The organism is Prevotella koreensis, from assembly GCF_003977605.1.
Lineage (GTDB): Bacteria > Bacteroidota > Bacteroidia > Bacteroidales > Bacteroidaceae > Prevotella > Prevotella koreensis.
Window position 1 is genome coordinate 360,348 of record NZ_RYYU01000001.1, and the last position, 22,048, is coordinate 382,395.

A 22,048-nucleotide genomic window follows, 5' to 3' on the forward strand; every position below is an offset into this window, starting at 1 on the left:
CTTTTTATTCGCTCATTCCTTTTTTTCAAAACCAAAGGTCGATATGGTTGTTTGCCATATATTCCTCTACGTCTTTCGGGTGGTATGGAATGATTTTGTCGCCGAGCATACGGCAACCATAGGCTGTTATGAGAATGTCGTCCTCGAGACGTATTCCTCCGAAATCCTTGTATGTTTCCAACAGGTCGTAGTTAAGGAAGTCGCGGTGCAGACCGCGTGCGCGCCAGTCGTCAATGAGTGCCGGAATGAAGTAGATGCCCGGTTCGTCGGTCATTACGAAGCCCTCTTGCAGTCTCTTTCCGCAGCGCAGGCTTGCCGTGCCGAACTGTTCAGATGGTTGTATCTCGTCATCGAAACCTACGTAGTGTTGTCCTAATCCTTCCATGTCGTGTACGTCCAAGCCCATCATGTGACCAAGTCCGTGTGGGAGGAACATGGCGTGTGCCCCTGCGTGCAGTGCCTCTTCGGTGTCGCCTTTCATGAGTCCGATTTCCTTGAGGCGGTCTATCATCATTCGGCAAACGCCCATGTGTACGTCATAATAAAATACTCCCGGCTTAGAAACTTCGAGCGCGTAGTCGTGACATGCTTCCACTATGCTGTATATTTCGAGTTGACGCTGTGTGAATTTTCCGTTCACAGGGAAAGTACGAGTGTTGTCAGAGCAGTAGTTCTCAGAGTTTTCCGCACCCGAGTCGCACAGTGCGAGGCGGCCGCTTTCCAGTATGTCGTAAGACGGTGTGCCGTGCATTATCTCGCCATGTTGTGTGAAGATTGTAGCGAAACTTACCTGCTCGCCCATAGAGTGAGCCACACCGTCAACCTGTCCGCCGACGTATTTCTCGGTAAGTCCCGGTTTTGTGAGACGCATTGCGGTGGTGTGCATCTTGTAACCAATAGCGCATGCTTTCTCTATTTCTACAATCTCAATGTCGGTTTTTACCTGACGCATCTTTATCACAGCCATTATCAGTTCCACTGATGCTGCTTCCTTCTGCTGTGATGGGTGCAGCCCGAGCAAGTCCATTATCTGTATCTTAGTGTCGAAACGGTAAGGTGGGAGGAAGTGTATCTTGCGATTTGCCTTCTTTGCATCGTTGCAAATATCCTGCAAACGAGCCATTGGACGACTGTCACTGACACCCACTTGTGCGGCAAGATTGCTGACACTGTCAACCGAACCATACCACACTATGTCCTCGATGTCGATGTCGTTTCCGAAGAGAATTTCTTTATCGTTGTCGCAATCGATAACACCTACCAGTCCGTCGCGCTTTTGTCCGAAATAATACAGGAACGAAGAGTCCTGACGGAATGGATAATACGAATTTGATGGATAGTTGTTCGGCGACTCATTGTTGCCAAACAAAACTATCACGCCACTCTTTACCAATCTTTTCAGTTGTGCGCGGCGTTCTACATAGACTTCTTTGTTGAACATGATAAGTAGTGCTTTAAATAATGTTTGCAAATATACAAATATTATTTAGAAACTAACAAATATTATTTCTAAATAAATGTAAACATGCATAACATACTCGTTTTAATATCATTAATTATGCATAAAATGGTTTGTATGCATTTTTTTTACTATCTTTGCACTCTGATTTCGTCAGTTATGAATATAGACAGGAAAACAGGATTGGTATTGGAAGGCGGTGGTATGCGCGGTGTGTTCACTTCAGGGGTGCTTGATGCGTTCATGAAGCACGACTTATATTTCAGATATGTCGTGGCCGTTTCGGCAGGTGCTTGCAACGGAATGTCGTACATAAGCAGACAACCACGAAGGGCGAGGCTATCTAATATCGATTTTATGGGGCGTTATGATTATATCGGACTGCGCCATCTGTTGATGCAAGGTTGTATCTTCGATCGCAAACTGCTTTATGAAGACGTGCCTAATAAGTTGCTGCCATTCGATTGGGATACGTTCTTCGCCAATCGTTCCGAGTTTGAAATGGTTACGACAAACTGCCTCACAGGGCAGGCATGCTATCTCTCGGAGAAGAACGACAAGCAGCGAGCACTCGACATTGTGCGGGCATCGAGTTCATTGCCATACGTAAGTAAGATTGTAATGGTTGACGATGTTCCGATGCTTGACGGTGGTATCGTTGACAGTATTCCCGTGATGCGTTCCGTAGAACGAGGATATACTAAAAATGTAGTGGTGCTTACACGGAACAAGGGATACCGAAACACGGGCAAAGACCGCAACATTCCGAATTTCATATACAAAAAATACCCGCATTTGCGAGAAGCATTGAGCCATCGTATAGCGGTATATAATTACCAACTCGACATGATTGACAAGATGGAAGAAGAGAGTTCCATTGTTTGCATACGTCCCATACGCCCGATGGAGGTTGACCGCATGACGCGCGATATAGACAAGTTGGAACGCCTTTATGAAGAGGGTTTCAAACTTGGAGAGAAGTTCGTGTTTACGAATAGGGAATAGGCCGTGTAATCAGAAATTCTTTTCGACCGGATTTCTAAATATATAATCAATATGATATCGCCGGTCAATGAAGAGTTGGCTGCACGTAATTCATGGTGGGTTATTTCAGCAAATCAGGACGCAGTCGGCGTGTTCTTTCCATTGCCTGATCCATTTCCCACTGCTTTATCTTCGCTTCATGTCCGCTCAACAGAATGTCGGGAACCCGCCACCCTTTATATTCTGCCGGACGTGTGTATATCGGGGCGGCGAGCAAATCGTCTTGGAAACAGTCTGACAAGGCACTTTGTTCATCGCCTATTACGCCCGGTACGACGCGCACAACAGAGTCTGCAATGATTGCCGCAGGCAGTTCGCCACCGGTAAGCACAAAGTCGCCTACGCTAATTTCACGTGTTATGAGATGGTCTCTCACCCTTTGGTCAACCCCTTTGTAGTGTCCGCATAGAATGATAATGTTCTCTTTTAGCGACAAGTCGTTTGCCGTGTGTTGGTTGAATTGCTCTCCGTCGGGCGAGGTGAATATCACTTCGTCGTAGTCGCGTTCCGCTTTCAGTGCCGTTATGCACCTGTCAATCGGTTCTATCTGCATCACCATTCCCGCGAATCCGCCATACGGATAGTCGTCAACCCGTCTCCACTTGTCTGTCGTGTAGTCTCTGAGATTATGCAGGTGTATCTCTGCCAGTCCTTTTTTCTGTGCCCTTGCAAGTATCGACTCGTTGATGAAGCCTTCAAGCATTTCTGGCAGTACGGTTATAATGTCTATTCTCATTGCTTCTTGTCTGTTTATACCCATTTGTGATGTCGTACTACGGAGGATTTTCTATGGGGCTTCAAAGTTACTCATTTATTCCCGAACGGGCAAGTGAATAACTTTTTTTATGGCAGTTTGTCGAAAATGGCGCGTCACTGAATTACAAACCGCCCACCAAAGTCAGGCAAGACTTATGGGGGGGCGGTTGTTGTTTTGACAATCTTTTGTTGCTTATTCGTACACCTTTATCTCCTCTTGTCCTATCATTGCTCTGTAAGCATTGTTGGCAAGTGCGGCGAGTTCGTCTTCGCCGGGATATATGAATACAGGTGCGAGATATTCCATGCGTTTCTTGATGCCCTCGCTCACGTATTTGCTGTGTGCGATTGCTCCGGTCAGAATCACTGCGTCAACATGTCCGTAGGTGGACGGTGCGAGTGACGACAGGTGGCGTGAGATGCTGTAAATCATTGCGTCGAGAACAAGTTTTGCGTGCTCATCGCCCTCTGCGATACGCTTTTCAACTTCGCGCACGTCGTTAGTTCCGAGGTGTGCTGTAAGTCCGCTGTGTCCGTTAATCTTGCGCAACATCTCCTCTTCGTTGTATTTTCCTGAGAAACAGAGGCGTATGATGTCCACCGGTGAAATGGCTCCGGCACGAGATGGGGTAAATGGACCATCGCCGCTCAGTGCATCACAGCACTCGGTAGCACGTCCGTGATGATGCATTGCGAATGATATTCCGCTTCCGAGGTGGCACACTATGAGGTCTTGCTCCTCGTATTTCAGTCCGTGTTCGCGGCAATATCTCTTGGCTATCTCACGCTGGTTCAGCGCGTGCCATATCGTGCGGTGCGGTGTTTCGGGAATACCGGTGATGCGTGCTATGTCATCAAGTTCGTCAACGACACCCGGATCGACGGTGAATGCACGACATCCGGGAATTTCCTTAGCCATTGCGAGTGCTATCAGCGAGCCGAGGTTGCAGGCGTGGTGCAGGCGTGGGTTCTGTGTGTCGGCGATTACTTTATCGTTGAGTTCGTACACACCGCTCTCTATCGGCTTCACCAATCCCCCGCGTCCGACGATAACGTCGAATTGCAAATCATGTCCCTGACTTTTCAGTTCGGCAATGAGCGCATCCTTGCGGTAGTCGAACTCGTCCATGATATTAGGGTATTTGCACAGTTCGTCGTACGGATGGTTGATACATGCTTTCATAACCATCTTCTCGTCTTCGAACACTCCTATCTTTGTGGAAATCATTCCGGGGTTTACTGCGAGTATTTTCATATAGGTTTTAGTTAATTGTTTTATCTTGTTCCTTTATCGTTGTCGGTTTATTTTTTTCTTTCCATCGAGGCCTGAAGGCATGCCATTGCGAGCGAGTTGAGTTTGGTGTCCGCGCTGTCGCTACGCGATGTCAGCGATATTGGGCATGCGGCACCCATCAGTCCCACTGCAAGTTGTGCATCTGTGAATGCAGTCAGTGTCTTGTAGAATACGTTTCCTGCTTGTATGTCGGGCATTATGAGCACGTCGCTACGTCCTTCGAGCGGACTTTTTATTCCTTTTATGTCTGCCGACTCCTTGCATATTGCGCATTTCAAGTCAGACGGTCCGTCAACGATAGCCTTGCCGAACTCGCCTCTTTGGCACATCTCTATGAGTTTCTGATAGTCGAGAGTGATAGGGAATTTTTCAGAAATCTTTTCGGTACAGTGTATCAGTGCGATGCGTGGTTCTTCTATTCCGTATGCTCCTGCCAACTTTATTGCGTATCTGATTATAGCCTCACGCTGTTCGAGAGTGGGGTTGGGAATCACTGCCGGATCGCCCATAAGCACGATTCTTCCCAGCATCGGGAGGTATATTGCACTCAGGTGGGTCAGCACGTTGCCTTTCGGCAGCAGTCCGTGTTCCTTATTCAGCACGGCACGCAGCAGCACATCGGTGTTGATTATGCCCTTCATAATGACATCGGCCTCACCTCTAAGCACCATTGCCACAGCCTCGTTTGCCGACTCTTGAGGGTCGCCCGTGGCGAAGTTTGTAACTACAGCCCAGCCTTCTTTAACGGCTTTCTCCACCGCTTCGCCAGAATGCTCGTCTGTTGCCTCTACTGCTGCCACACGGCATGGCTCGCCTTGGCGCAGTCTTTCTCTTAATTCTTCAAAATTATGTATTGTATTCATAGTATTTTACATATTGCATGCAAAAATAATATTTTTCTTTTTACCTCCAAAAAGTTTTGCACATTTTTTGTACTTGTGTGCGAAATTTACAGAAAAATAGAATATAATATGTGGCATATTTTTGTCTTTCTAAGTGTGTTTTATGATATGAAAGAAAGTAAATTCGCCCAAATTGGAAAGTAAATTGGGCGAATTTGCTTTTCAATTTGGGCGAATTTGGTCGGCAATCCGGGCTGTTTTGTTGAGTGATGAACTATGAGACTTGAACTATTTGGGTGCTTTTATTACTCTGAAATCATACTGAGGAAATCTTCTTCTGACATAATCTTTATGCCGAGTTTTTCCGCTTTCTGAAGTTTGCTCGGCCCCATGTTGTCTCCTGCGAGTATGAATGAGGTTTTTGAGGATATGCTTCCCACGTTTTTCCCGCCGTTCTGCTCAATCATTATCTTATATTCGTCTCGGCTGTGGTGTTCGAAAACGCCGCTTATCACTATCGACTTGCCTGCCAGTCGGTTACTTGTCGCTGACATCTGCTCTTCAGATAATGACATTTGAAGTCCGTAGGCGCGCAGCCGTTCCACGATGTTACGGTTCTCTTCGTTGCTGAAATAAGCCATGACACTTTTTGCAATAACCTCGCCAATGCCCTCAACCTCTTGCAGTTCGTCTGCGTTTGCCGTCATCAGAGAGTCGATGTTCTTGAAATGTCGGGCAAGAAGACGGGCGGAAGTTTCGCCCACAAAGCGAATGCCGAGTGCGAAAACAACGCGCTCGAAAGGTACGTTGCGCGAGGCATCTATGCTTGCCACGATTTTCTTTGCCGATTTCTCGCGAGTTCCGTCACCGTTTATCTGACTGACACGGATGTCGTAGAGGTCGGCGATGTTGTGTATCAGGCCTTGGCGATAGTAGTCGTCCACGGTTTCCGGTCCGAGCGAATCGATGTTCATTGCGCGGCGACAGATGAAGTGCTCGATGCGCCCCTTTATCTGCGGTGGGCAGCCACTGTCATTAGGACAGTAATGGGCGGCCTCACCCTCGATGCGCACTAATGGCGTGCCACATTCCGGACAGCACCTGACAAATATTACCGGTTGCGACATGAGAGGTCGGTTTTCAACATCCACACCAACTATCTTCGGTATTATCTCACCGCCCTTTTCCACATATACATAGTCACCAATGTGCAGGTCGAAACTGTTGATGAAGTCCTCGTTGTTAAGCGTTGCGCGTTTCACGGTTGTCCCGGCAAGTTGCACCGGTTCCATGTTTGCCACCGGAGTCACCGCTCCCGTGCGTCCCACTTGGTAGGTCACTTCTACAAGTCGGGTGCATGCCCGCTCAGCCTTAAACTTATAGGCTATTGCCCATCGCGGACTTTTTGCCGTAAAACCAAGTGCGCGTTGCTGGCGCATGGAGTTCACTTTGAGTACTATACCGTCTGTTGCCACAGGCAAGTTCTTGCGTTCCTTGTCCCAATGGTTTATAAAATCGAAAATCTCTTCCACCGAAGTGGCTTTCTTGATGCAGTTGCCGTTTCGTGGCACAACTTGAAATCCCCATGATGCGGCAGTCATAAGGTTTTCGTAATGACCATCGGAGGGCAGTTCGTCGCCAAGCATATAATATAGGTAAGCATCGAGTCCGCGTTGCGCCACCACCTCGCTTTTCTGGCTTTTCAGCGTTCCGCTTGCAGCGTTGCGTGGGTTGGCGAAGAGCGGTTCTTCGGCCGCTTCGCGCTCTGCGTTGAGTCGTTCGAACGATTTCCACGGCATGAGAATTTCGCCTCGTATTTCAAACGATGGCTGCTTGTCTGTCGTGGCGGTGCCGGTGAGGGTGGGGGATTGGCTTGTTCCTTGATTGATCACGAGAGGTATTGTGCGTATTGTCTTTACATTTTCCGTCACATCGTCACCCTGTACTCCGTCGCCTCGCGTCACAGCCTGCACGAATTGTCCGTTTTCGTAGATGAGAGAAATTGACAGACCGTCATATTTCAGTTCGCAGCACACTTCGAACGGTTCGCCTGCCAGTCCACGTTCCACGCTTTCGAACCAGTCGCGCACGTCCTGTTCGTTGTAGGTATTGGTAAGAGAGAGCATAGGGTAGCGGTGCTTCACTTGTCGGAACTCTTGGTTAAGGTCGCTTCCCACGCGACGGGTGGGCGAGTTCGGGTCGTCCATGTCAGGATGCCGTTCTTCTAATTGCTGCAATTCCTTCATCAGGAAATCAAATTCCCTGTCGCTTATCGTTGGACTATTCTGTACGTAATATCTATAGTTGTGGGCATGCAGTTCCTTTCGGAGTTGTATTATCCGTTCTTTCTCTTCCATGTTGTGGTAAGTGTTTGTTAGTTTTCTTTTACTCCTCCTTGTTCCAATCCGTTATCGTCTGAAGTAGATGGGGCAAGAGTTTCGCATGCAGTGGAGTCAGAATCTACGATTACCTCTCCTAACCACATTGTTACTTCATTATCATTTGATTGCTGCGATGCTTTGTTATTTTCGATAGAATCCTTCGGAATAGATTTGCCACCCGTTATCATGCTCGAATTATGTATCATCTTTTGACTGCACGATGACAGTGTGGCGATACCGGTGCTTACGCCTATTATCGTTACTGCCTTGCCCAATATGCGACGCGCGTTGAGTTGTTTCTCAATGTATTTCACTTCTTGTTCGCATGCCGGACATGTGCCCCTGCATTCGCCTTTGAAGTTACATTTCTTTGGCTCATATACTATACCATTTGCATCAGCAATCTGCTTGCGTATGGTTTTCAGTGTTTCGCATATACGTTTCCCTACATTCATAATCTTGAAAACAGATTTGGTTATGCCCGCAAAATAAATAAAAAAAAACGAATTGTGCAAATTGATTATGAAAAAAGATGTCGGGTGCTCAGTTCTCGAGTACGAAAAGAATGAAAAGATCTGGTTTCGGAATTGCAATATCCGTTCATTTCCTTACATGTTATGGTAAGTGTTTGTTAATTTTCTTTTACTCTTTTTTTTATAATTTCCTTTTTGCTTGAATTAGGCTGGGCAATAGTGTCGTATTCAATGGAGCCAAAATTCTTTGGCGCCTCTCCTGTTTTCATCATTTCTTCGTTACAATTTGATTGCTGCAATGCTTTGTCAAATTCTTCATAATCTACCTGTGTACATGTATCACCCTGTATCATATCCGAATTATTTGATGTCTTTTGACTGCACGATGACAGTGCGGCGATACCGGTGCTTACGCCTATTATCGTTACTGCCTTGCCCAGCATGCGGCGCGCGTTAAGTTGTTTCTCGATGTATTTCACTTCTTGTTCGCATGCCGGACATGTTCCCCTGCATTCGCCTTTGAAGTTACATTTCTTTGGCTCATATACTATACCATTTGCATCAGCAATCTGCTTGCGTATGGTTTTCAGCGTTTCGCATATACGTTTCCCTACATTCATAATCTTGAAAACAGATTTGGTTATGCCCGCAAAATAAATAAAAAAAAACGAATTGTGCAAATTGATTACAAAAAAAGATGTCGGGTGCTCAGTTCTTGAGTACGAAAAGAATGAAAAGATTTGGTTTCTCGTTTGTTTTTTGCTATCTTTGCAGCCTGAAATTAAATTAAAACAAGGTAAAGTAAATTAAGATGAAAGCATTTGTTTTTCCCGGACAGGGAGCACAGTTTGTAGGTATGGGCAAAGACCTTTACGACAACAATACGTTGGCAAAAGAACTTTTCGAGAAGGCTAACGATATTCTTGGCTATCGCATAACAGACATCATGTTCGAGGGAACAGACGATGAACTGAAGCAAACAAAGGTGACACAGCCTGCCGTTTTCCTTCACAGCGTTATAAGTGCGCTCTGTATGGGCGATGATTTCAAGCCGGAGATGACTGCCGGTCATTCGCTTGGTGAGTTCTCTGCACTCGTTGCTGCGGGAGCATTGAGTTTCGAAGACGGACTGCGCCTTGTATATGCACGTGCTATGGCGATGCAGAAGGCTTGTGAGGCTGCACCTTCTACTATGGCTGCTATCATCGGACTGCCGTTTGACAAGATAGAAGAGATATGCGAGGAAATCAGCAAGAAAGGTGACAAGGGCGTTGTCGTACCGGCAAACTATAACTGTCCGGGACAGTTGGTAATCTCGGGTAATATCGAGGCTGTGAACGAAGCGTGCGAGCAAATCAAAGCAGCCGGCGCGAAAAGGGCATTGCCACTGAAGGTTGGTGGTGCGTTCCACTCTCCGCTGATGCAACCGGCAAAAGACGAATTGCAGGCAGCAATCGAGGCCACAGAGATAAAAGTTCCGAAATGTCCGGTATATCAGAATGTTGATGGTAAGCCACATACCGACCCGGCGGAAATAAAACAAAACCTCATAGCACAGTTGACAAGCAGCGTGCGCTGGGCACAGAGCGTGGAAAACATGGTGGCTGATGGTGCCAATGACTTCACGGAATGTGGTCCGGGCAAGGCTTTGCAGGGCATGATTGTGAAAATCAGCCGCGAAGTTAATGTGCATGGGATTGAATAAACGCCTGCTTAGCGTATATTGTTGAGCGATGCGAGTTGAGCGTTGAGCGAAATTAGAAATATAAAAACAGACTTCGCTCAACGCTCAACTCGCATCGCTCCGCTTGGCTTCGATAAGAGATGCTTTTGAAGCGAAGCGAATAAAGAACACTCAACATTCATCGTTCAACAAATAAATATGAAGCCAATAATATACCAAGTATTCACCCGTCTTTTCGGAAATAGGAACACAACGAACAAGGAGTGGGGAACTATTGCGGAGAATGGGGTGGGGAAAATGAACGACTTCGACAATGCAATACTGAGAAGAATAAAGACTCTCGGTGCAACGCACGTGTGGTTTACAGGCGTGATACGTCATGCGTCGCAGACTGACTACACCTCTCATGGTATCCCATGCCAGCACCCCGACGTGGTGAAAGGTGTTGCAGGGTCGCCATACGCCATAACAGACTATTATGACATCGACCCCGACATAGCGGTTGATACGGAGCATCGTATGGATGAATGGCTTGCCCTAATCGACCGTGCGCATAAAATAGGCCTGAAAGTTGTTATGGACTTTGTGCCAAATCATGTGGCGCGCGAGTATCAAAGTATCTGCAAACCGGAGGAGGTAAAAGACCTTGGAGAGGACGATTGCACTGATTGGCACTTCGCCCGCGACAACAACTTTTATTATATTGACGCGCCACTCGACCTCTCTAATGTTGAGGGTGGCGCGATGAAAGACGATGTGCCACAGTCTGCTTCCACATGTTCTGAACATTCCCGATACAAGGAATCGCCGGCTCGTGCAACAGGTAACGATGTCTTCTCAAGCACACCATCGCGAAATGACTGGTATGAAACGGTGAAACTTAACTACGGAATAGACTATTGCGATGCCGGCGGACGGTCGGAACATTTCAGTCCGATACCCGACACGTGGGATAAAATGACCGACATATTGCTCTTCTGGGCACAGAAAGGAGTGGATGCTTTCCGCTGCGACATGGCAGAAATGGTGCCGGCTGCGTTCTGGGCTTGGGCAACGGATAAGGTAAAATTCCAATATCCGGAGGTTAAGTTCATCGGCGAAGTGTATAACCCCGACGAGTATCGAAAATATATATCAGCCGGTTTTGACTGGCTTTATGACAAGGTAGGAATGTACGATTGTGTGCGCGATGTGATGTGTAACCGTCGCAGCACGTCAGATATTACCAACCAATGGCAGCAGACCAATGATATACTCGACAATATGCTCTACTTCCTTGAGAACCATGACGAGCAACGCATCGCAAGCGATTTCTTTGCCGTGGATGCCCGCCGAGGTATTCCGGGACTTATTGTTTGTGCTCTGCTCAACACCTCGCCGTTCATGCTTTATGCCGGTCAGGAGTTCGGTGAGCGAGGAATGGACAAGGAAGGATTCAGTGGCAGAGACGGCAGAACAACCATTTTCGACTATTGGTGTGTAGATACTTTGCACCGCGGATATTTCAACCGTCGGCTTTTGCACAAGGACGAGAAGATGCTTGAGGCTGCGTATAAGCAAATTCTGACACTCGCGAACAGCGAACGAGTTGTGAGCGAAGGACAATTCTACGACCTTATGTACGTCAACCGGCACATTGCCGATCGTCAGTTTGCGTTCCTGCGCAAGCACGAAAGAGAAACATTGCTGGTCGTTTCAAACTTCGATGACCGTCCTATAGAATGTGATATAACTATACCTCGCCATGCCTTCGACTTCTTGCAGATTGCAGAAGGAACTTATACGGCCGTTGATTTGCTCACGAACAGTGATTTAGAACTGTCTCTAAGACCGGACAGTGCTATAAGCATAGACCTTCCCCCGCTTGGTGGAGTAGTGCTGAAAATATCATGCTAAAAAGTGCGTGTTTCACCAGAGCTATATGATTATGTTATCTGCCTAACTAAATCATTTACAGTTCTAAATCTTCACACTGCCATCTTACTCGAATCAAAGTATTCACAGAAATTCTATGAGTTCTGTTGTCAGTACTCAGGTGATTTTCGTTTTGTAGACCCATCTACCCCGAACGAAACATATAAAAAACGAGTTTTCAAGATGTCTGTTGAAGCATTTCGTTTTACTTTTGGACTTTCCGAGCTGCATGACCCAAAAACTGGTGAGTTGCTGGAGAAAGAGAAATATACTCGATTTAAAACGATGGTCGAGAAGGTTATTATTCCTGCACAACAGGAACTTTATAAGTTATATAGAGAAAAACGTTCAGATGTATGGTTTGATTATGAGGTTGCAGAACGCTATGGACGTGGGCGTAATGGCTCTCCAAAGTCTTTACGCTTTTACATCTACACACGTGAACACCCTAAATCTAAAGACTCAGAATTAGACCGTCCATGCAAAGAAGGGGAGTATCTTTTTCCCTATGAAGAAAATAAAACTAAACGTCCTGCTAAAAGAAAACAAATCAAGCAAACCAACTGGCTTCAACTTGATGAAACTTTTCAAAGAGATACCATATTACAACTACTTAACAGCTATTTAGATAAAGATGAAGTAGATTATTACATGGAAAAAATAGATAAAGAACAGCTACGATGTAAGGAAAGTTACTCTCAGGTAATCCAGGTTCTTTATGAAAAGCAAAAACAACCTAAGTTTGTGCAAGGAACAAAGAAATATAAGCAAAAAAGCCTCATTGATTTTGTTTTTGCAAAGAACTTACAAGAGTATGGTTGGCACATAGAACCACAAGAACATAAGCAATTAAGTTTTAATGATAACTGATTTTTTAAACCCTAAAAGGAGCCTCTGTCGTGAGACAGGGACTCCTTTGCCTTAGTACCGGTGGAATGATACCTTTTGTTGAAGCTGATTCTATCTAAGTAAATATTAGGCTTTCAGATAACAAGAGAACTGACTTATAGATGGATAATAACGCAAAAGATAGTTGTTAAAAAACAATATTTCTACATAAAAGGAAAGGTTTTACATATTATCTTTTGCATATAAACAATATTTTATATACATTTGCACAATTAATTTAAATAGAATATAAGTATGAAGAAATTATTTTTTTTAGGATTAATAACGTTGTCTTTTGTATCTTGTGCCTCTTCTTTAAATAGTGAAAAGATTGACACTCTGAAAGAACATCGGAAGGTGCTCAAGATGACTACAGAGTTAAACAAACTGCAGTTAGATTACGAAAAAGAGAAGGCAAACAATGTCGAACTCAACAAGAAAGCAGCTGACATCAATGTTGAAGCAAATGTAGCTACAACAGAATTCAACACAACCAACGCATCAAACACTGTTAAGGATGCAAAGACCACTATCAAGCGTCTGAAGGAAGCTAAGTCTATCAACAAGAAGTTGGCTAAGAGTCAAAAGACTTTAAGAAAGATGGAAAAGAAGATTGCTAAGTTTCAGGCAAAGATTGATGACTGTAACAAACGCATCAAGTTTGTTAACAATTAATATTGTTAGAGATATTGCAATAAATAAGAGGGTGTGTCAAAATGAAGTGAACCCCAGAAGTTAGACATAATACTTCTGGGGTTCATTATGTATAGACATCACAGTTTAGAAGAAAAGAAAGAAATCATCCGCTTGCACGAGTCAGGATCAAGCATGTGTGAGTTGATGAAATGTTTTCATGTCCGTGACCATTATCTTTATATTCTGTTTGGCAGATATGAGAAATATGGTATGGATGGTCTGGAAAAATTCAAGGAAAGAAAGGTCACAAACGAATTAAAGCGATCCGTAATAGAAGAATATGAAAAAGATTGCTTACCTTTGTGGCGGATTTGCGTAGAGTATGACGTTAGTTTTGCCAGTGTATGCCGTTGGGTTCGTCAGTACAAGCACGGCGGTTATGAGGAATTGCTTCGTCATGGCTATCGCGGACGACCAAGTAAAGATATGGGACGCCCAAAGAAGAAAGAGCCAGAGACAGAATTAGAGAAGCTTCAGACCCGTGTACGCCGGCTTGAGGCCGAGAATGCCCTGCTAAAAAAAGCAAAGGCCTTAATGGAAGAAGAGGAGTCCTGGCAGCGAGGTTCTGGACACAGGCCATCCAGACATTAAGGCCGCAGTATGGTCTCGAGTTACTGTTGGAGATCAAGGGGATGGCTCGCTCTATATTCTATTACCATCTGAAAGCCCTTGGGAGGGCAGACAGATATGAGGTGGAGAAGAAGCGTATATGTGAAATATTCCATGAGAGTAAAGGCCGTTACGGCTATCGCCGTGTCACCATGCAGCTCCATAACGAAGGCATTGCCATCAATCACAAGACGGTGGAAAGGCTGATGAAGGAACAGGGCCTGAAGTGCCTGATGCGCAAGAAGCGATACCGCTCATACAAGGGCACGATAGGCAAGATTGCCCCTAATGTCCTTAATAGAGACTTTAAGGCAGACAGGCCTTACCAGAAACTTGTCACGGACGTATCCCGGATTGCCATAGGAGACAAGAAAAGTTTCCTCTCGCCTGTACCGGATTTGTTCAACGGTGAGGTGCTGGGCTATGACATATCCGACAGGGCTGATCTCTCACAGATAAACAACATGCCGGATGAGGTCTTTACAATTACAGACAAGCTGCCAGAGGACCGGGGGACGATACTTCACTCTGACCAGGGATGGCAGTACCGGCACAAAAGTTATCAGGATGCCTTGCAGAAACATGGAATCAAGCAAAGCATGTCACGCAAGGGCAACTGTCTGGACAACTCCGTCATGGAGAACTTCTTCGGACTAATGAAGTCAGAACTGCTCTATGCGAACAATTATAAGTCCATGGAGCTTTTCAAGAAGGACTTGAAGGATTATATTGAATGGTATAACAATAAAAGGATAAAAATGAAGTTGAAAGGAATGAGCCCGGTGCAATACCGAGCTCAATACCTTAGGGAATAAATAACGTGTTTAACGTCCAACTTCTTGGGGGCACTTCATTTTGACACACCCTCCATTTTTTATAATCGATATTGGCTTATATGACAAAAATGTGCTTAAAATCCTTGCAACTGTCTAATAATCATTATCTTTGTTCTATTTATATTTTTATGGCAAAAAATCTGCTTTTATTGTGGCTCAAAATCGACTATAAAACGTGGTCATCTTAATGGTTGTCAACGCTGGTATTGTAAGTGCTGTAAGAGGAGCTTTGTCGGACATAAGCGTCTTACAAATACCATTGTTAACAATCGTTATTCCAAGGGTAATCTTACAATCAAAGATCTATCAGAGGAGTACGGAGTTTCAACCAGGACTATTTATAGGAAACTCACCAAATCTTATAAAGAAGAACTGCCCAACCTTCTTGTTCGTCCGGTAGTGGTTTTAATGGATGTCACCTATTGGGGACGTAATTTTGGTGTAGTTATTATGAAGGATTCATTGTCTGGTGATGTACTTTGGTTTAAGTTTATCAATAGGCATGAACGTCTTGAAGATTACAAAGAGGGCATAAGCTACTTGGAATTACTTGGATATACCATTCAAGGTCTTGTATGCGATGGTTTTAAGGGACTTAGACAAGCTTTCCCCAATTATAAATTCCAATTATGCCAGTTCCATCAAGTAATGACTATAAAGACAAAACTAACCTCAAGACCCAAACTTGAGGCTTCTAAAGAACTGCTTGCAATATCCAAGATGTTATGTCATACGGACAAAGAGTCCTTTATTGGGGCTTTAGAAGAATGGTATACTAAATGGGAGGATTTTCTTAAGGAACGAACAACAACAGAAGATGGTAAATCACATTATACTCATAAAACTCTACGTAGTGCTTTTTTGAGCCTTAAAAGGAATATGTCGTGTTTGTGGACATACTATGATTACCCTGAGTTGGAGATACCAAATACCAACAATGCTATTGAATCACTTAATGCAGATTTAAAGACAAAATTGAACCTACACAAGGGAATCAGTACGGAAAGAAGAAAGATCTTCATTCAGGACTTTATAAAGTCCCATTCCCCTAAAAAATAAAAGGGGAATGGGAGTTTTTAAGCACATTTTTGTCACATAAGAGAGAACGACTCTAAAATAAGCACATTTTTGTCATATAAGCCCGAATTCGTTTTTCGCCTTTCGCGATTTAACTTTCCCTGTGAATAACGCTTCCGCTGGCCTGATGGGTGGCCAACACCAGTACTTCGGCAATCTGAACGTGATCAGGAGCATTGGCAGCATATAGCACAACATCGGCTATGTCGTCGCCTGTGAGCGGTTTGATTCCTTTATATACGTTTTCTGCACGGGCATTGTCGCCGTGGAAACGCACGTTAGAGAAGTTCGTTTCAACCAGTCCGGGCTTAACGTTTGTCACTCTGACGGCCGTGTCTGCCACATCAATTCGCAGTCCGTCGGTGATTAATTTCACCGCAGCCTTTGTGGCACAGTACACATTTCCGTTCGCGTATGCAGCATCACCGGCTACCGAACCGATGTTCACCACGTGCCCCTTGTTGCGTGCCACCATACCCGGCACAACCAATCTGGTCATCGTTAGCAGTCCCTTTATGTTGGTATCTATCATAGTGTTCCAGTCTGTCGGGTCGCCTTCGTACTCCTTGTCAAGACCGAGAGCCAGTCCGGCATTGTTCACAAGAACATCAATCGCTTTCCATTCTTCCGGCAGTGAAGAGATTGCGGCCTCTGCCTTGTCGCTCTCTCGTACGTCGAATATCAGCGACAGAACCATTGTTCCCGACTCTTCCAACTCTTTTTTAAGATTGCTGAGTTTCCGTTCGTTACGCCCGGTGATAATAACTGCGTATCCGTTCTGCGCAAATCGGCGTGCGCAAGCCTGTCCAATACCGCTCGTCGCACCGGTAATCAATGCTATTTTTTGTTTCATGGTAATTTATGTTTTATGAATTATTATAAATGTCACGATTGCAAAATTAGATAAAAAAACTGATATAATGCCATTTCGTATGAATAAAATCGTGTTTCTTTAGACTAATATCATTGTAGTTTAAGAAATGTTATGTATATTTGCAAACAGAAAGATGAATAATAAAATTATTTTATTGTAATGGCAGACGAATACACTTTGAACAAGCATAACAAGGAGGAGTTCCCCCCGGCACACACCGCAGAGCATCTGCTTAACCAACTTATGCAACGAATGTTCGGGTGCGAACGCTCTAACAACGCTCATGTGGAGAGGAAGAAAAGCAAGATTTCGTATATCCTCGACCATAAGCCTGACCGTCATGAAGAGCGTGAAATAGAGCAGGAAATGAACGCACTGATAGAGCGTGACATGCCGGTTGTGTACGAATATGTTACGCGTGCCGAACTTGAAGGAATGGTAATGGAAGCCCCTGACGGTTCGCCCGACTCGCGACTCTCGCTCGAGCGTCTGCCGGAAGATGCCTCAGAAACAATACGTTTGGTGAGAATCGGCGACTACGACGTTTGCCCTTGCATCGGAAAACATGTGCGCTCGACATCGCAGATAGGACGTTTTGAACTTCTCGGAACCAATTGGGACGAGATGAAAAAGAGTTTCAGAGTGAGGTTTAAAGTGGTGCAATAATAATATAAAGGTTTAAGGACAAACTTACATTAGACTGACCGTATTTCAAAGTCCCATTGCCCGGAATATGGAATAGTTGAATTCCGGGTTCATTTCATCGAGTCGTGCCACGATTTCTTTCATGTTGTAGCGGTGTGAAGCGTCTTCGTAAGGGCAATTTTTCAACTGTTTCCTGAATCCTTCAGCCTCGGCAAATGCCAGCACATTATGTTCACGTATGAGGCACAAGGGGCGTATCAGCGTCATGGGGAAACGTTCCATCTTCATCATTGGCTTCATTGTAGAGAAACGACCTTGGAAAGTGAGGTTCATTAGTGCGGTTTCCATTATGTCATCCTTATTGTGCCCCAATGCTATCTTATTGCATTTTAGTTCTTTGGCTGCGGCAAACAGCATCTTCCTGCGGTTCCATGAACACAGGAAACAATGTGTGTGACGCTCGTCGGTGCTCTCGTCGAACGACGTTTCAAAGACGTGCAGTCTCACTCCCAAAGACTCGGCGAAGTCGCGCAGATAGTCTTCATCGCACTGATATGGAATATTTCGCATCTTAACGAAAGCCGCTTCAAACTCGAAGCGAGGCTTGAATATGCGCACTCTTCGCGCCATCAGCCGTAGCAGTGTCATCGAGTCTTTCCCGCCGGATAGTGCAATGAGGATACGGTCACCGTCTTCAATCAATGAATAACGTTTCAGTGCATCATTGAAAAGGCGGTAAATATGCTCTTCCGGATTTTCTTCCTTTCTCATTCCTTATCTCTATCTCTTTCAGAACAACTCAAGAAGTTTACGGAAATCATCAATGATATACTCGGTGTTTACAGCCTCCAGTTCTTCGCGTTTGCCGTTTCCGTAGGTCACTCCTAACGCTTTCACTCCGGCATTGTGTGCCATGAGGATGTCGAATCGGGTGTCACCCACAACGATACAGTCTTCCGGTCGCAAGTTATTTTCGGATATTGTTTTGAGCACCGGTTCTGCGTGTGGCTTTGCGTGTTTCACGTTGTCGGCTGCAACAATGTATGTTATAATGTCTTCTAAGTGCAGACTTTTCACATATCCGATAAGTGTGTCGCTTGCACGACTGCTTGCAATGGTGAGCATTGCGCCACGTCGGTGCAGTTCGTGTAGTGTCTCTCTGACATTCGGAAACAACGATACAGCACCTTGAGTATTGTTGATGTCGAACAGTCGGCGATATACTTTCACGCACTTGTCTCCCAAAGCATCGTCCACAACCGTGTGGTCAAAGTCTTGATAAAGTTCCGTGAAAGTCTGCTTCAGAGGCAGTCCTATCATTGCAGTGCATTGTTCGCGTGTGCGTTTTGGCAGATGTAGTTCGTCGATTGTCTGCATCATGGTCTTTACAATGATGTTTGTGGTGTCGCCTAATGTTCCGTCAAAGTCGAGTATGAATACGCGCATTAAGTTGGATGTTAAATGTTAAACTTTAAACTGTAGTGGGTTCTTACTTCCAATCAGGTTTGCAAAGGTAACAATTAATATGCTAATAACCGTTGCTGAGAGTAGAAAACTATCTGTTTGGTGACTTTCTTTTCTCTCTTTTTTGCTTCATGGTAAATCATTATTTATTGTTCGGGAAATCAATTTTGCCCAAAATTATCACTAATTTAGCCTATTTTATTTCATTATTATTAAAAAACGTATGAATGTTTTTTATTATTGGAATTATTGTTTAAATTTGCACCACGAAATGTAAGTAGGTGTTTCTGATTGGTTGGCATAATATTTGCTTAATGATTCATTCAGGATACCGGTATTATTTACAAAGATATTATTAATAATTTTAAAACGAAACAAGATGAAAAAGTATGTTTGCGACGTATGCGGTTATGAGTATGACCCCGAAGTTGGTGATCCTGAGAATGGAATAGAACCCGGAACTGCATTTGAAGATCTGCCGGAAGATTGGGTATGTCCTCTCTGTGGCGTTGGTACAGACGAGTTCTCTGAGGCAGAATAAGTATTTATAAACAACCTATTCCCTCCCTATGGAAAGACCCTTTTGTGGTTATTTTCATTCGGGAGGGATTTTAATTGCGTTGCATTTGAATAATTGCTTCATGCTCTTTTTGCCTTATTTTTGCGTGTTCGTGTTGAATATGGCATGTTTTTAGTGCATAATGTGCGTTTTTTCGTACTTTTTTTATTACCTTTACAACCAAATTAGAAAGACAATGGAAAATCAAAACGAAAAATTCATGCGCATGGCCATAGACCTTGCGGTTGAAAATGTGGAAAAAGGTGGCGGTCCGTTTGGTGTCGTGATAGTGAAAGACGGAGAAATAGTTGCAACCGGTGTGAATCGCGTAACGGCTAACAATGACCCTACGGCGCATGCCGAGGTGAATGCCATTCGTGAGGCCTGCTCACGTCTTCATACGTTTAATCTTGAGGGAACAACGATATACACCTCTTGCGAACCATGTCCGATGTGCCTCGGTGCAATCTATTGGGCACGCATTTCGCATGTTTTTTGTGGTTGTAACAAGAACGATGCCGAAGACATTAATTTCAGCGATGCATTCATATACCGTGAGTTGGAGAAACCGAACGATGAGCGTGAACTTCCACAGCAGTTTATAATGCACGATGAGGCGTTGCGTGCTTTCCGCGCATGGACGGCAAAGGCCGACAAGATAGAATACTAATCCGGCTATTTTGGTTAGTAAAACGGCTAATGAAAAAAAGAGCCTAATGCATTGAATGTTTGCATTAGGCTCTTTTTATTTTGCTTCTTGTTCCTCTCGCATGTCGATGAGTTGTTTTTTCTTGTCAAAGAATTCATATTGCAAGAATCCCATCTTCTGTGAAGGAATGATATGTACGCCCAGTCCGTATTTAAGTTGCCAGCGGCGTTTCATACTTATGAAACCTTGATTAATGTATGCGGCAACATACGGGTGGACATGTAGGTATAAGGTTTTGACGCCAATTTTGTTGACAAGGCGGTCAATTTTTCGCTCCAACTGGTCAGTGAATAGGAAACTCGACTTAATCGTTCCCTTTCCGAAACATGTGGGGCAGGTCTCTTCTACGTTTACATCCATTGCAGGTCTGACGCGTTGGCGGGTTATCTGCATCAGTCCGAACTTCGACAATGGCAGTATGTTGTGGCGTGCTCTGTCCTTCTGCATGTTCTTACACATGCGCTCATAGAGCATCTGCCGGTCTTCTGCCAGATTCATGTCGATAAAGTCAACGATGATGATACCACCCATATCGCGTAGTCTTAGTTGTCGTGCGAGTTCGTCGGCGGCACCGAGATTCACTTCCAGAGCGTTTCCCTCCTGTCCTTTTTCCGCTTTTATTCGGTTGCCGCTGTTCACGTCCACCACGTGCATAGCCTCGGTATGCTCGATGATAAGATAAGCACCGTGCTTATAGTTCACCGTCTTTCCGAAACTTGACTTAATCTGCTTGGTGATGTTGAAATTGTCAAAGATAGGCACATTGCCACTGTACAGTTTCACAATACCTGCCTTTTCAGGGGCAATCAGCGTGACATATTCCTTCACCTCGTTGAACACCTGTTCGTCGTTTATGTAGATGTTCTCATACGAAGGATTAAACAGGTCGCGCAACAATGCTACCACTCTGCTTGTCTCCTCATATACGAGTTGAGGTCTATTTTGCGTTTTCTGTACCTTGGTGATGGCATCCTCCCATCGCTTATAGAGGATTTTAAGTTCGGAGTCGAGTTCTGCCACTCTCTTTCCCTCAGCAACTGTTCTCACTATAACGCCCACGTTCTTGGGCTTTATGCTCTGTATGAGTTGCTTGAGTCGGGCGCGTTCTTCCCCGCTTTTGATTTTTGTAGAAACAGAAACTTTATCGTTGAAAGGTATCAGTACCAAGAATCGCCCTGCGAAACTCAGTTCGGCCGTGAGTCGCGGACCCTTTGTAGAGATGGGCTCCTTGACTATCTGTACCAGAACTTCCTTTTCTTTCTCCAATACACCGGTAATGGTGCCGTCCTTTTTCATCTCCGGAAGCCTGGTGGCTTTTGAGAACGGATAAAGTTTTTTCCTGTCGCTTTGTACCTGTTTCAGGTACTTTTCGTAGGAGTTGAATTGTCCACCTAAGTCAAGATAATGAAGAAAAGCGTCGCGTTCGTATCCCACATCCACGAAACTGGCATTCAGTCCGGCCATCAGTTTCCTGACTTTGGCCACATAGATGTTTCCAACAGAGAATGAAGCCGAGCGGGGTTCACTCTGATATTCTACCAGATTTTTGTCCTCCAGCAAGGCTATTGAAATCTCATTTTGTTGGACGTCAATTACTACTTCGCTGGTCATTGTCTTGTTTTTTAGTTCTCGCCGCTTGCGCTTTGAGAGTCTTTTCTGTATCTGTTCTTCTTGATTGATGAACAGAAAGGTGGTCTAAGCAGAAGAGCAAGTGTGATTACTTGCTCTTATGACGGTTCTTTCTCAATCTCTTCTTACGCTTGTGGGTAGCCATCTTGTGGCCTTTCTTTTTCTTTCCGTTAGGCATAATGTTAATAATTAGATGTTAATTAATAAGTTTATTT

The 22,048-nt window shown here is 44.7% G+C and carries 21 protein-coding genes and 2 pseudogenes; 12 read left to right on the forward strand and 11 right to left on the reverse strand.

What is annotated here, in order from left to right; all coding sequences use genetic code 11:
• Window positions 1-25: 25 nt before the first annotated feature.
• Window positions 26-1,441, reverse strand: coding sequence for an aminopeptidase P family protein (locus EHV08_RS01500; RefSeq protein ID WP_126677668.1), 1,416 nt, complete (start codon window positions 1,439-1,441; stop codon window positions 26-28).
• A gap of 177 nt (window positions 1,442-1,618) precedes the next feature.
• On the opposite strand from EHV08_RS01500, the gene EHV08_RS01505 reads away from it, so the two are divergent.
• The gene (locus EHV08_RS01505; RefSeq protein WP_126677669.1) at window positions 1,619-2,464 is read left to right on the forward strand and encodes a patatin-like phospholipase family protein; all 846 of its coding nucleotides are present in this window, start codon (window positions 1,619-1,621) and stop codon (window positions 2,462-2,464) included.
• Between the two features lie 100 nt (window positions 2,465-2,564).
• Here the strand turns inward: EHV08_RS01505 and trmD are convergent, their stop codons facing one another.
• The 6 genes from trmD to EHV08_RS01535 all read right to left on the reverse strand — a co-directional run bounded on the left by trmD (window position 2,565) and on the right by EHV08_RS01535 (window position 8,869).
• Window positions 2,565-3,239 carry a tRNA (guanosine(37)-N1)-methyltransferase TrmD gene (gene trmD, locus EHV08_RS01510; RefSeq protein ID WP_126677670.1) on the reverse strand — a complete coding sequence of 225 codons (675 nt, stop codon included), beginning with the start codon at window positions 3,237-3,239 and terminating at the stop codon, window positions 2,565-2,567.
• Window positions 3,240-3,452: 213 nt separating this feature from the next.
• Complete coding sequence (buk, locus tag EHV08_RS01515; RefSeq protein WP_126677671.1) at window positions 3,453-4,514, reverse strand: butyrate kinase; 1,062 nt, start codon at window positions 4,512-4,514, stop codon at window positions 3,453-3,455.
• 47 nt (window positions 4,515-4,561) lie between these two features.
• Window positions 4,562-5,416: a phosphate acyltransferase gene (locus EHV08_RS01520; protein WP_126677672.1), complete on the reverse strand. Its 855-nt coding sequence runs from the start codon at window positions 5,414-5,416 to the stop codon at window positions 4,562-4,564.
• Window positions 5,417-5,700: 284 nt separating this feature from the next.
• Window positions 5,701-7,752, reverse strand: coding sequence for an NAD-dependent DNA ligase LigA (ligA, locus tag EHV08_RS01525; protein WP_126677673.1), 2,052 nt, complete (start codon window positions 7,750-7,752; stop codon window positions 5,701-5,703).
• A gap of 17 nt (window positions 7,753-7,769) precedes the next feature.
• Complete coding sequence (locus EHV08_RS01530) at window positions 7,770-8,231, reverse strand: hypothetical protein (RefSeq protein ID WP_126677674.1); 462 nt, start codon at window positions 8,229-8,231, stop codon at window positions 7,770-7,772.
• 176 nt (window positions 8,232-8,407) lie between these two features.
• Complete coding sequence (locus EHV08_RS01535; RefSeq protein WP_126677675.1) at window positions 8,408-8,869, reverse strand: hypothetical protein; 462 nt, start codon at window positions 8,867-8,869, stop codon at window positions 8,408-8,410.
• 191 nt (window positions 8,870-9,060) lie between these two features.
• Between EHV08_RS01535 and fabD the strand changes: the two genes are divergently transcribed.
• The 8 genes and pseudogenes from fabD to EHV08_RS01570 all read left to right on the forward strand — a co-directional run bounded on the left by fabD (window position 9,061) and on the right by EHV08_RS01570 (window position 15,935).
• Window positions 9,061-9,954, forward strand: a complete 894-nt coding sequence (gene fabD / locus EHV08_RS01540; RefSeq protein WP_126677676.1) for an ACP S-malonyltransferase — start codon at window positions 9,061-9,063, stop codon at window positions 9,952-9,954.
• 177 nt (window positions 9,955-10,131) lie between these two features.
• Window positions 10,132-11,829, forward strand: coding sequence for an alpha-amylase family glycosyl hydrolase (locus EHV08_RS01545; RefSeq protein ID WP_317125801.1), 1,698 nt, complete (start codon window positions 10,132-10,134; stop codon window positions 11,827-11,829).
• Between the two features lie 3 nt (window positions 11,830-11,832).
• Window positions 11,833-11,946, forward strand: a pseudogene (locus EHV08_RS11880) (RepB family plasmid replication initiator protein); the annotation flags it as partial.
• Window positions 11,947-12,030: 84 nt separating this feature from the next.
• The gene (locus tag EHV08_RS01550; RefSeq protein WP_394366050.1) at window positions 12,031-12,717 is read left to right on the forward strand and encodes a hypothetical protein; all 687 of its coding nucleotides are present in this window, start codon (window positions 12,031-12,033) and stop codon (window positions 12,715-12,717) included.
• A 273-nt stretch (window positions 12,718-12,990) separates the two neighbouring features.
• Entirely contained in the window at window positions 12,991-13,410 is a 420-nt protein-coding gene (locus EHV08_RS01555) for a hypothetical protein (RefSeq protein WP_126677678.1), read from the forward strand.
• A gap of 87 nt (window positions 13,411-13,497) precedes the next feature.
• A complete protein-coding gene (locus tag EHV08_RS01560; RefSeq protein WP_126677679.1) occupies window positions 13,498-14,022 on the forward strand; it encodes a transposase in 525 nt (174 codons plus the stop codon).
• A complete protein-coding gene (locus EHV08_RS01565) occupies window positions 14,010-14,855 on the forward strand; it encodes an IS3 family transposase (protein WP_238988078.1) in 846 nt (281 codons plus the stop codon). Before EHV08_RS01560 ends, EHV08_RS01565 begins: the two co-directional genes overlap by 13 nt.
• A 159-nt stretch (window positions 14,856-15,014) precedes the next feature.
• Window positions 15,015-15,935: an IS256 family transposase, variant Zn-binding type gene (locus EHV08_RS01570; protein ID WP_455430449.1), complete on the forward strand. Its 921-nt coding sequence runs from the start codon at window positions 15,015-15,017 to the stop codon at window positions 15,933-15,935.
• A gap of 109 nt (window positions 15,936-16,044) precedes the next feature.
• On the opposite strand, the gene EHV08_RS01575 is transcribed toward EHV08_RS01570, so the two are convergent.
• Window positions 16,045-16,806 carry an SDR family NAD(P)-dependent oxidoreductase gene (locus tag EHV08_RS01575; RefSeq protein WP_126677682.1) on the reverse strand — a complete coding sequence of 254 codons (762 nt, stop codon included), beginning with the start codon at window positions 16,804-16,806 and terminating at the stop codon, window positions 16,045-16,047.
• Window positions 16,807-16,995: 189 nt separating this feature from the next.
• On the opposite strand from EHV08_RS01575, the pseudogene EHV08_RS01580 reads away from it, so the two are divergent.
• A pseudogene (locus EHV08_RS01580) lies at window positions 16,996-17,493 on the forward strand (alpha-amylase family glycosyl hydrolase); the annotation flags it as partial.
• Window positions 17,494-17,538: 45 nt separating this feature from the next.
• Here the strand turns inward: EHV08_RS01580 and EHV08_RS01585 are convergent.
• Both EHV08_RS01585 and EHV08_RS01590 read right to left on the reverse strand, forming a co-directional pair.
• Window positions 17,539-18,243: a tRNA 2-thiocytidine biosynthesis TtcA family protein gene (locus EHV08_RS01585; RefSeq protein ID WP_126677684.1), complete on the reverse strand. Its 705-nt coding sequence runs from the start codon at window positions 18,241-18,243 to the stop codon at window positions 17,539-17,541.
• A gap of 18 nt (window positions 18,244-18,261) precedes the next feature.
• Window positions 18,262-18,918, reverse strand: a complete 657-nt coding sequence (locus EHV08_RS01590; protein WP_126677685.1) for an HAD family hydrolase — start codon at window positions 18,916-18,918, stop codon at window positions 18,262-18,264.
• Window positions 18,919-19,315: 397 nt separating this feature from the next.
• Between EHV08_RS01590 and rd the strand changes: the two genes are divergently transcribed.
• Window positions 19,316-19,477, forward strand: coding sequence for a rubredoxin (gene rd / locus EHV08_RS01595; RefSeq protein ID WP_125234693.1), 162 nt, complete (start codon window positions 19,316-19,318; stop codon window positions 19,475-19,477).
• 214 nt (window positions 19,478-19,691) lie between these two features.
• The gene (locus tag EHV08_RS01600; protein WP_126677686.1) at window positions 19,692-20,165 is read left to right on the forward strand and encodes a nucleoside deaminase; all 474 of its coding nucleotides are present in this window, start codon (window positions 19,692-19,694) and stop codon (window positions 20,163-20,165) included.
• Window positions 20,166-20,240: 75 nt separating this feature from the next.
• Here the strand turns inward: EHV08_RS01600 and EHV08_RS01605 are convergent, their stop codons facing one another.
• Window positions 20,241-21,815, reverse strand: a complete 1,575-nt coding sequence (locus tag EHV08_RS01605; protein ID WP_126677687.1) for an Rne/Rng family ribonuclease — start codon at window positions 21,813-21,815, stop codon at window positions 20,241-20,243.
• Between the last annotated feature and the right edge of the window lie 233 nt (window positions 21,816-22,048).

Coding starts and splice junctions, on each gene's coding strand:
- EHV08_RS01500 (WP_126677668.1), bottom strand. CDS start 1,441: ATGTTCAACAAAGAAGTCTATGTAGAACGCCGCGCACAACTGAAAAGA.
- EHV08_RS01505 (WP_126677669.1), top strand. CDS start 1,619: ATGAATATAGACAGGAAAACAGGATTGGTATTGGAAGGCGGTGGTATG.
- trmD (WP_126677670.1), bottom strand. CDS start 3,239: ATGAGAATAGACATTATAACCGTACTGCCAGAAATGCTTGAAGGCTTC.
- buk (WP_126677671.1), bottom strand. CDS start 4,514: ATGAAAATACTCGCAGTAAACCCCGGAATGATTTCCACAAAGATAGGA.
- EHV08_RS01520 (WP_126677672.1), bottom strand. CDS start 5,416: ATGAATACAATACATAATTTTGAAGAATTAAGAGAAAGACTGCGCCAA.
- ligA (WP_126677673.1), bottom strand. CDS start 7,752: ATGGAAGAGAAAGAACGGATAATACAACTCCGAAAGGAACTGCATGCC.
- EHV08_RS01530 (WP_126677674.1), bottom strand. CDS start 8,231: ATGAATGTAGGGAAACGTATATGCGAAACACTGAAAACCATACGCAAG.
- EHV08_RS01535 (WP_126677675.1), bottom strand. CDS start 8,869: ATGAATGTAGGGAAACGTATATGCGAAACGCTGAAAACCATACGCAAG.
- fabD (WP_126677676.1), top strand. CDS start 9,061: ATGAAAGCATTTGTTTTTCCCGGACAGGGAGCACAGTTTGTAGGTATG.
- EHV08_RS01545 (WP_317125801.1), top strand. CDS start 10,132: ATGAAGCCAATAATATACCAAGTATTCACCCGTCTTTTCGGAAATAGG.
- EHV08_RS01550 (WP_394366050.1), top strand. CDS start 12,031: ATGTCTGTTGAAGCATTTCGTTTTACTTTTGGACTTTCCGAGCTGCAT.
- EHV08_RS01555 (WP_126677678.1), top strand. CDS start 12,991: ATGAAGAAATTATTTTTTTTAGGATTAATAACGTTGTCTTTTGTATCT.
- EHV08_RS01560 (WP_126677679.1), top strand. CDS start 13,498: ATGTATAGACATCACAGTTTAGAAGAAAAGAAAGAAATCATCCGCTTG.
- EHV08_RS01575 (WP_126677682.1), bottom strand. CDS start 16,806: ATGAAACAAAAAATAGCATTGATTACCGGTGCGACGAGCGGTATTGGA.
- EHV08_RS01585 (WP_126677684.1), bottom strand. CDS start 18,243: ATGAGAAAGGAAGAAAATCCGGAAGAGCATATTTACCGCCTTTTCAAT.
- EHV08_RS01590 (WP_126677685.1), bottom strand. CDS start 18,918: ATGCGCGTATTCATACTCGACTTTGACGGAACATTAGGCGACACCACA.
- rd (WP_125234693.1), top strand. CDS start 19,316: ATGAAAAAGTATGTTTGCGACGTATGCGGTTATGAGTATGACCCCGAA.
- EHV08_RS01600 (WP_126677686.1), top strand. CDS start 19,692: ATGGAAAATCAAAACGAAAAATTCATGCGCATGGCCATAGACCTTGCG.
- EHV08_RS01605 (WP_126677687.1), bottom strand. CDS start 21,815: ATGACCAGCGAAGTAGTAATTGACGTCCAACAAAATGAGATTTCAATA.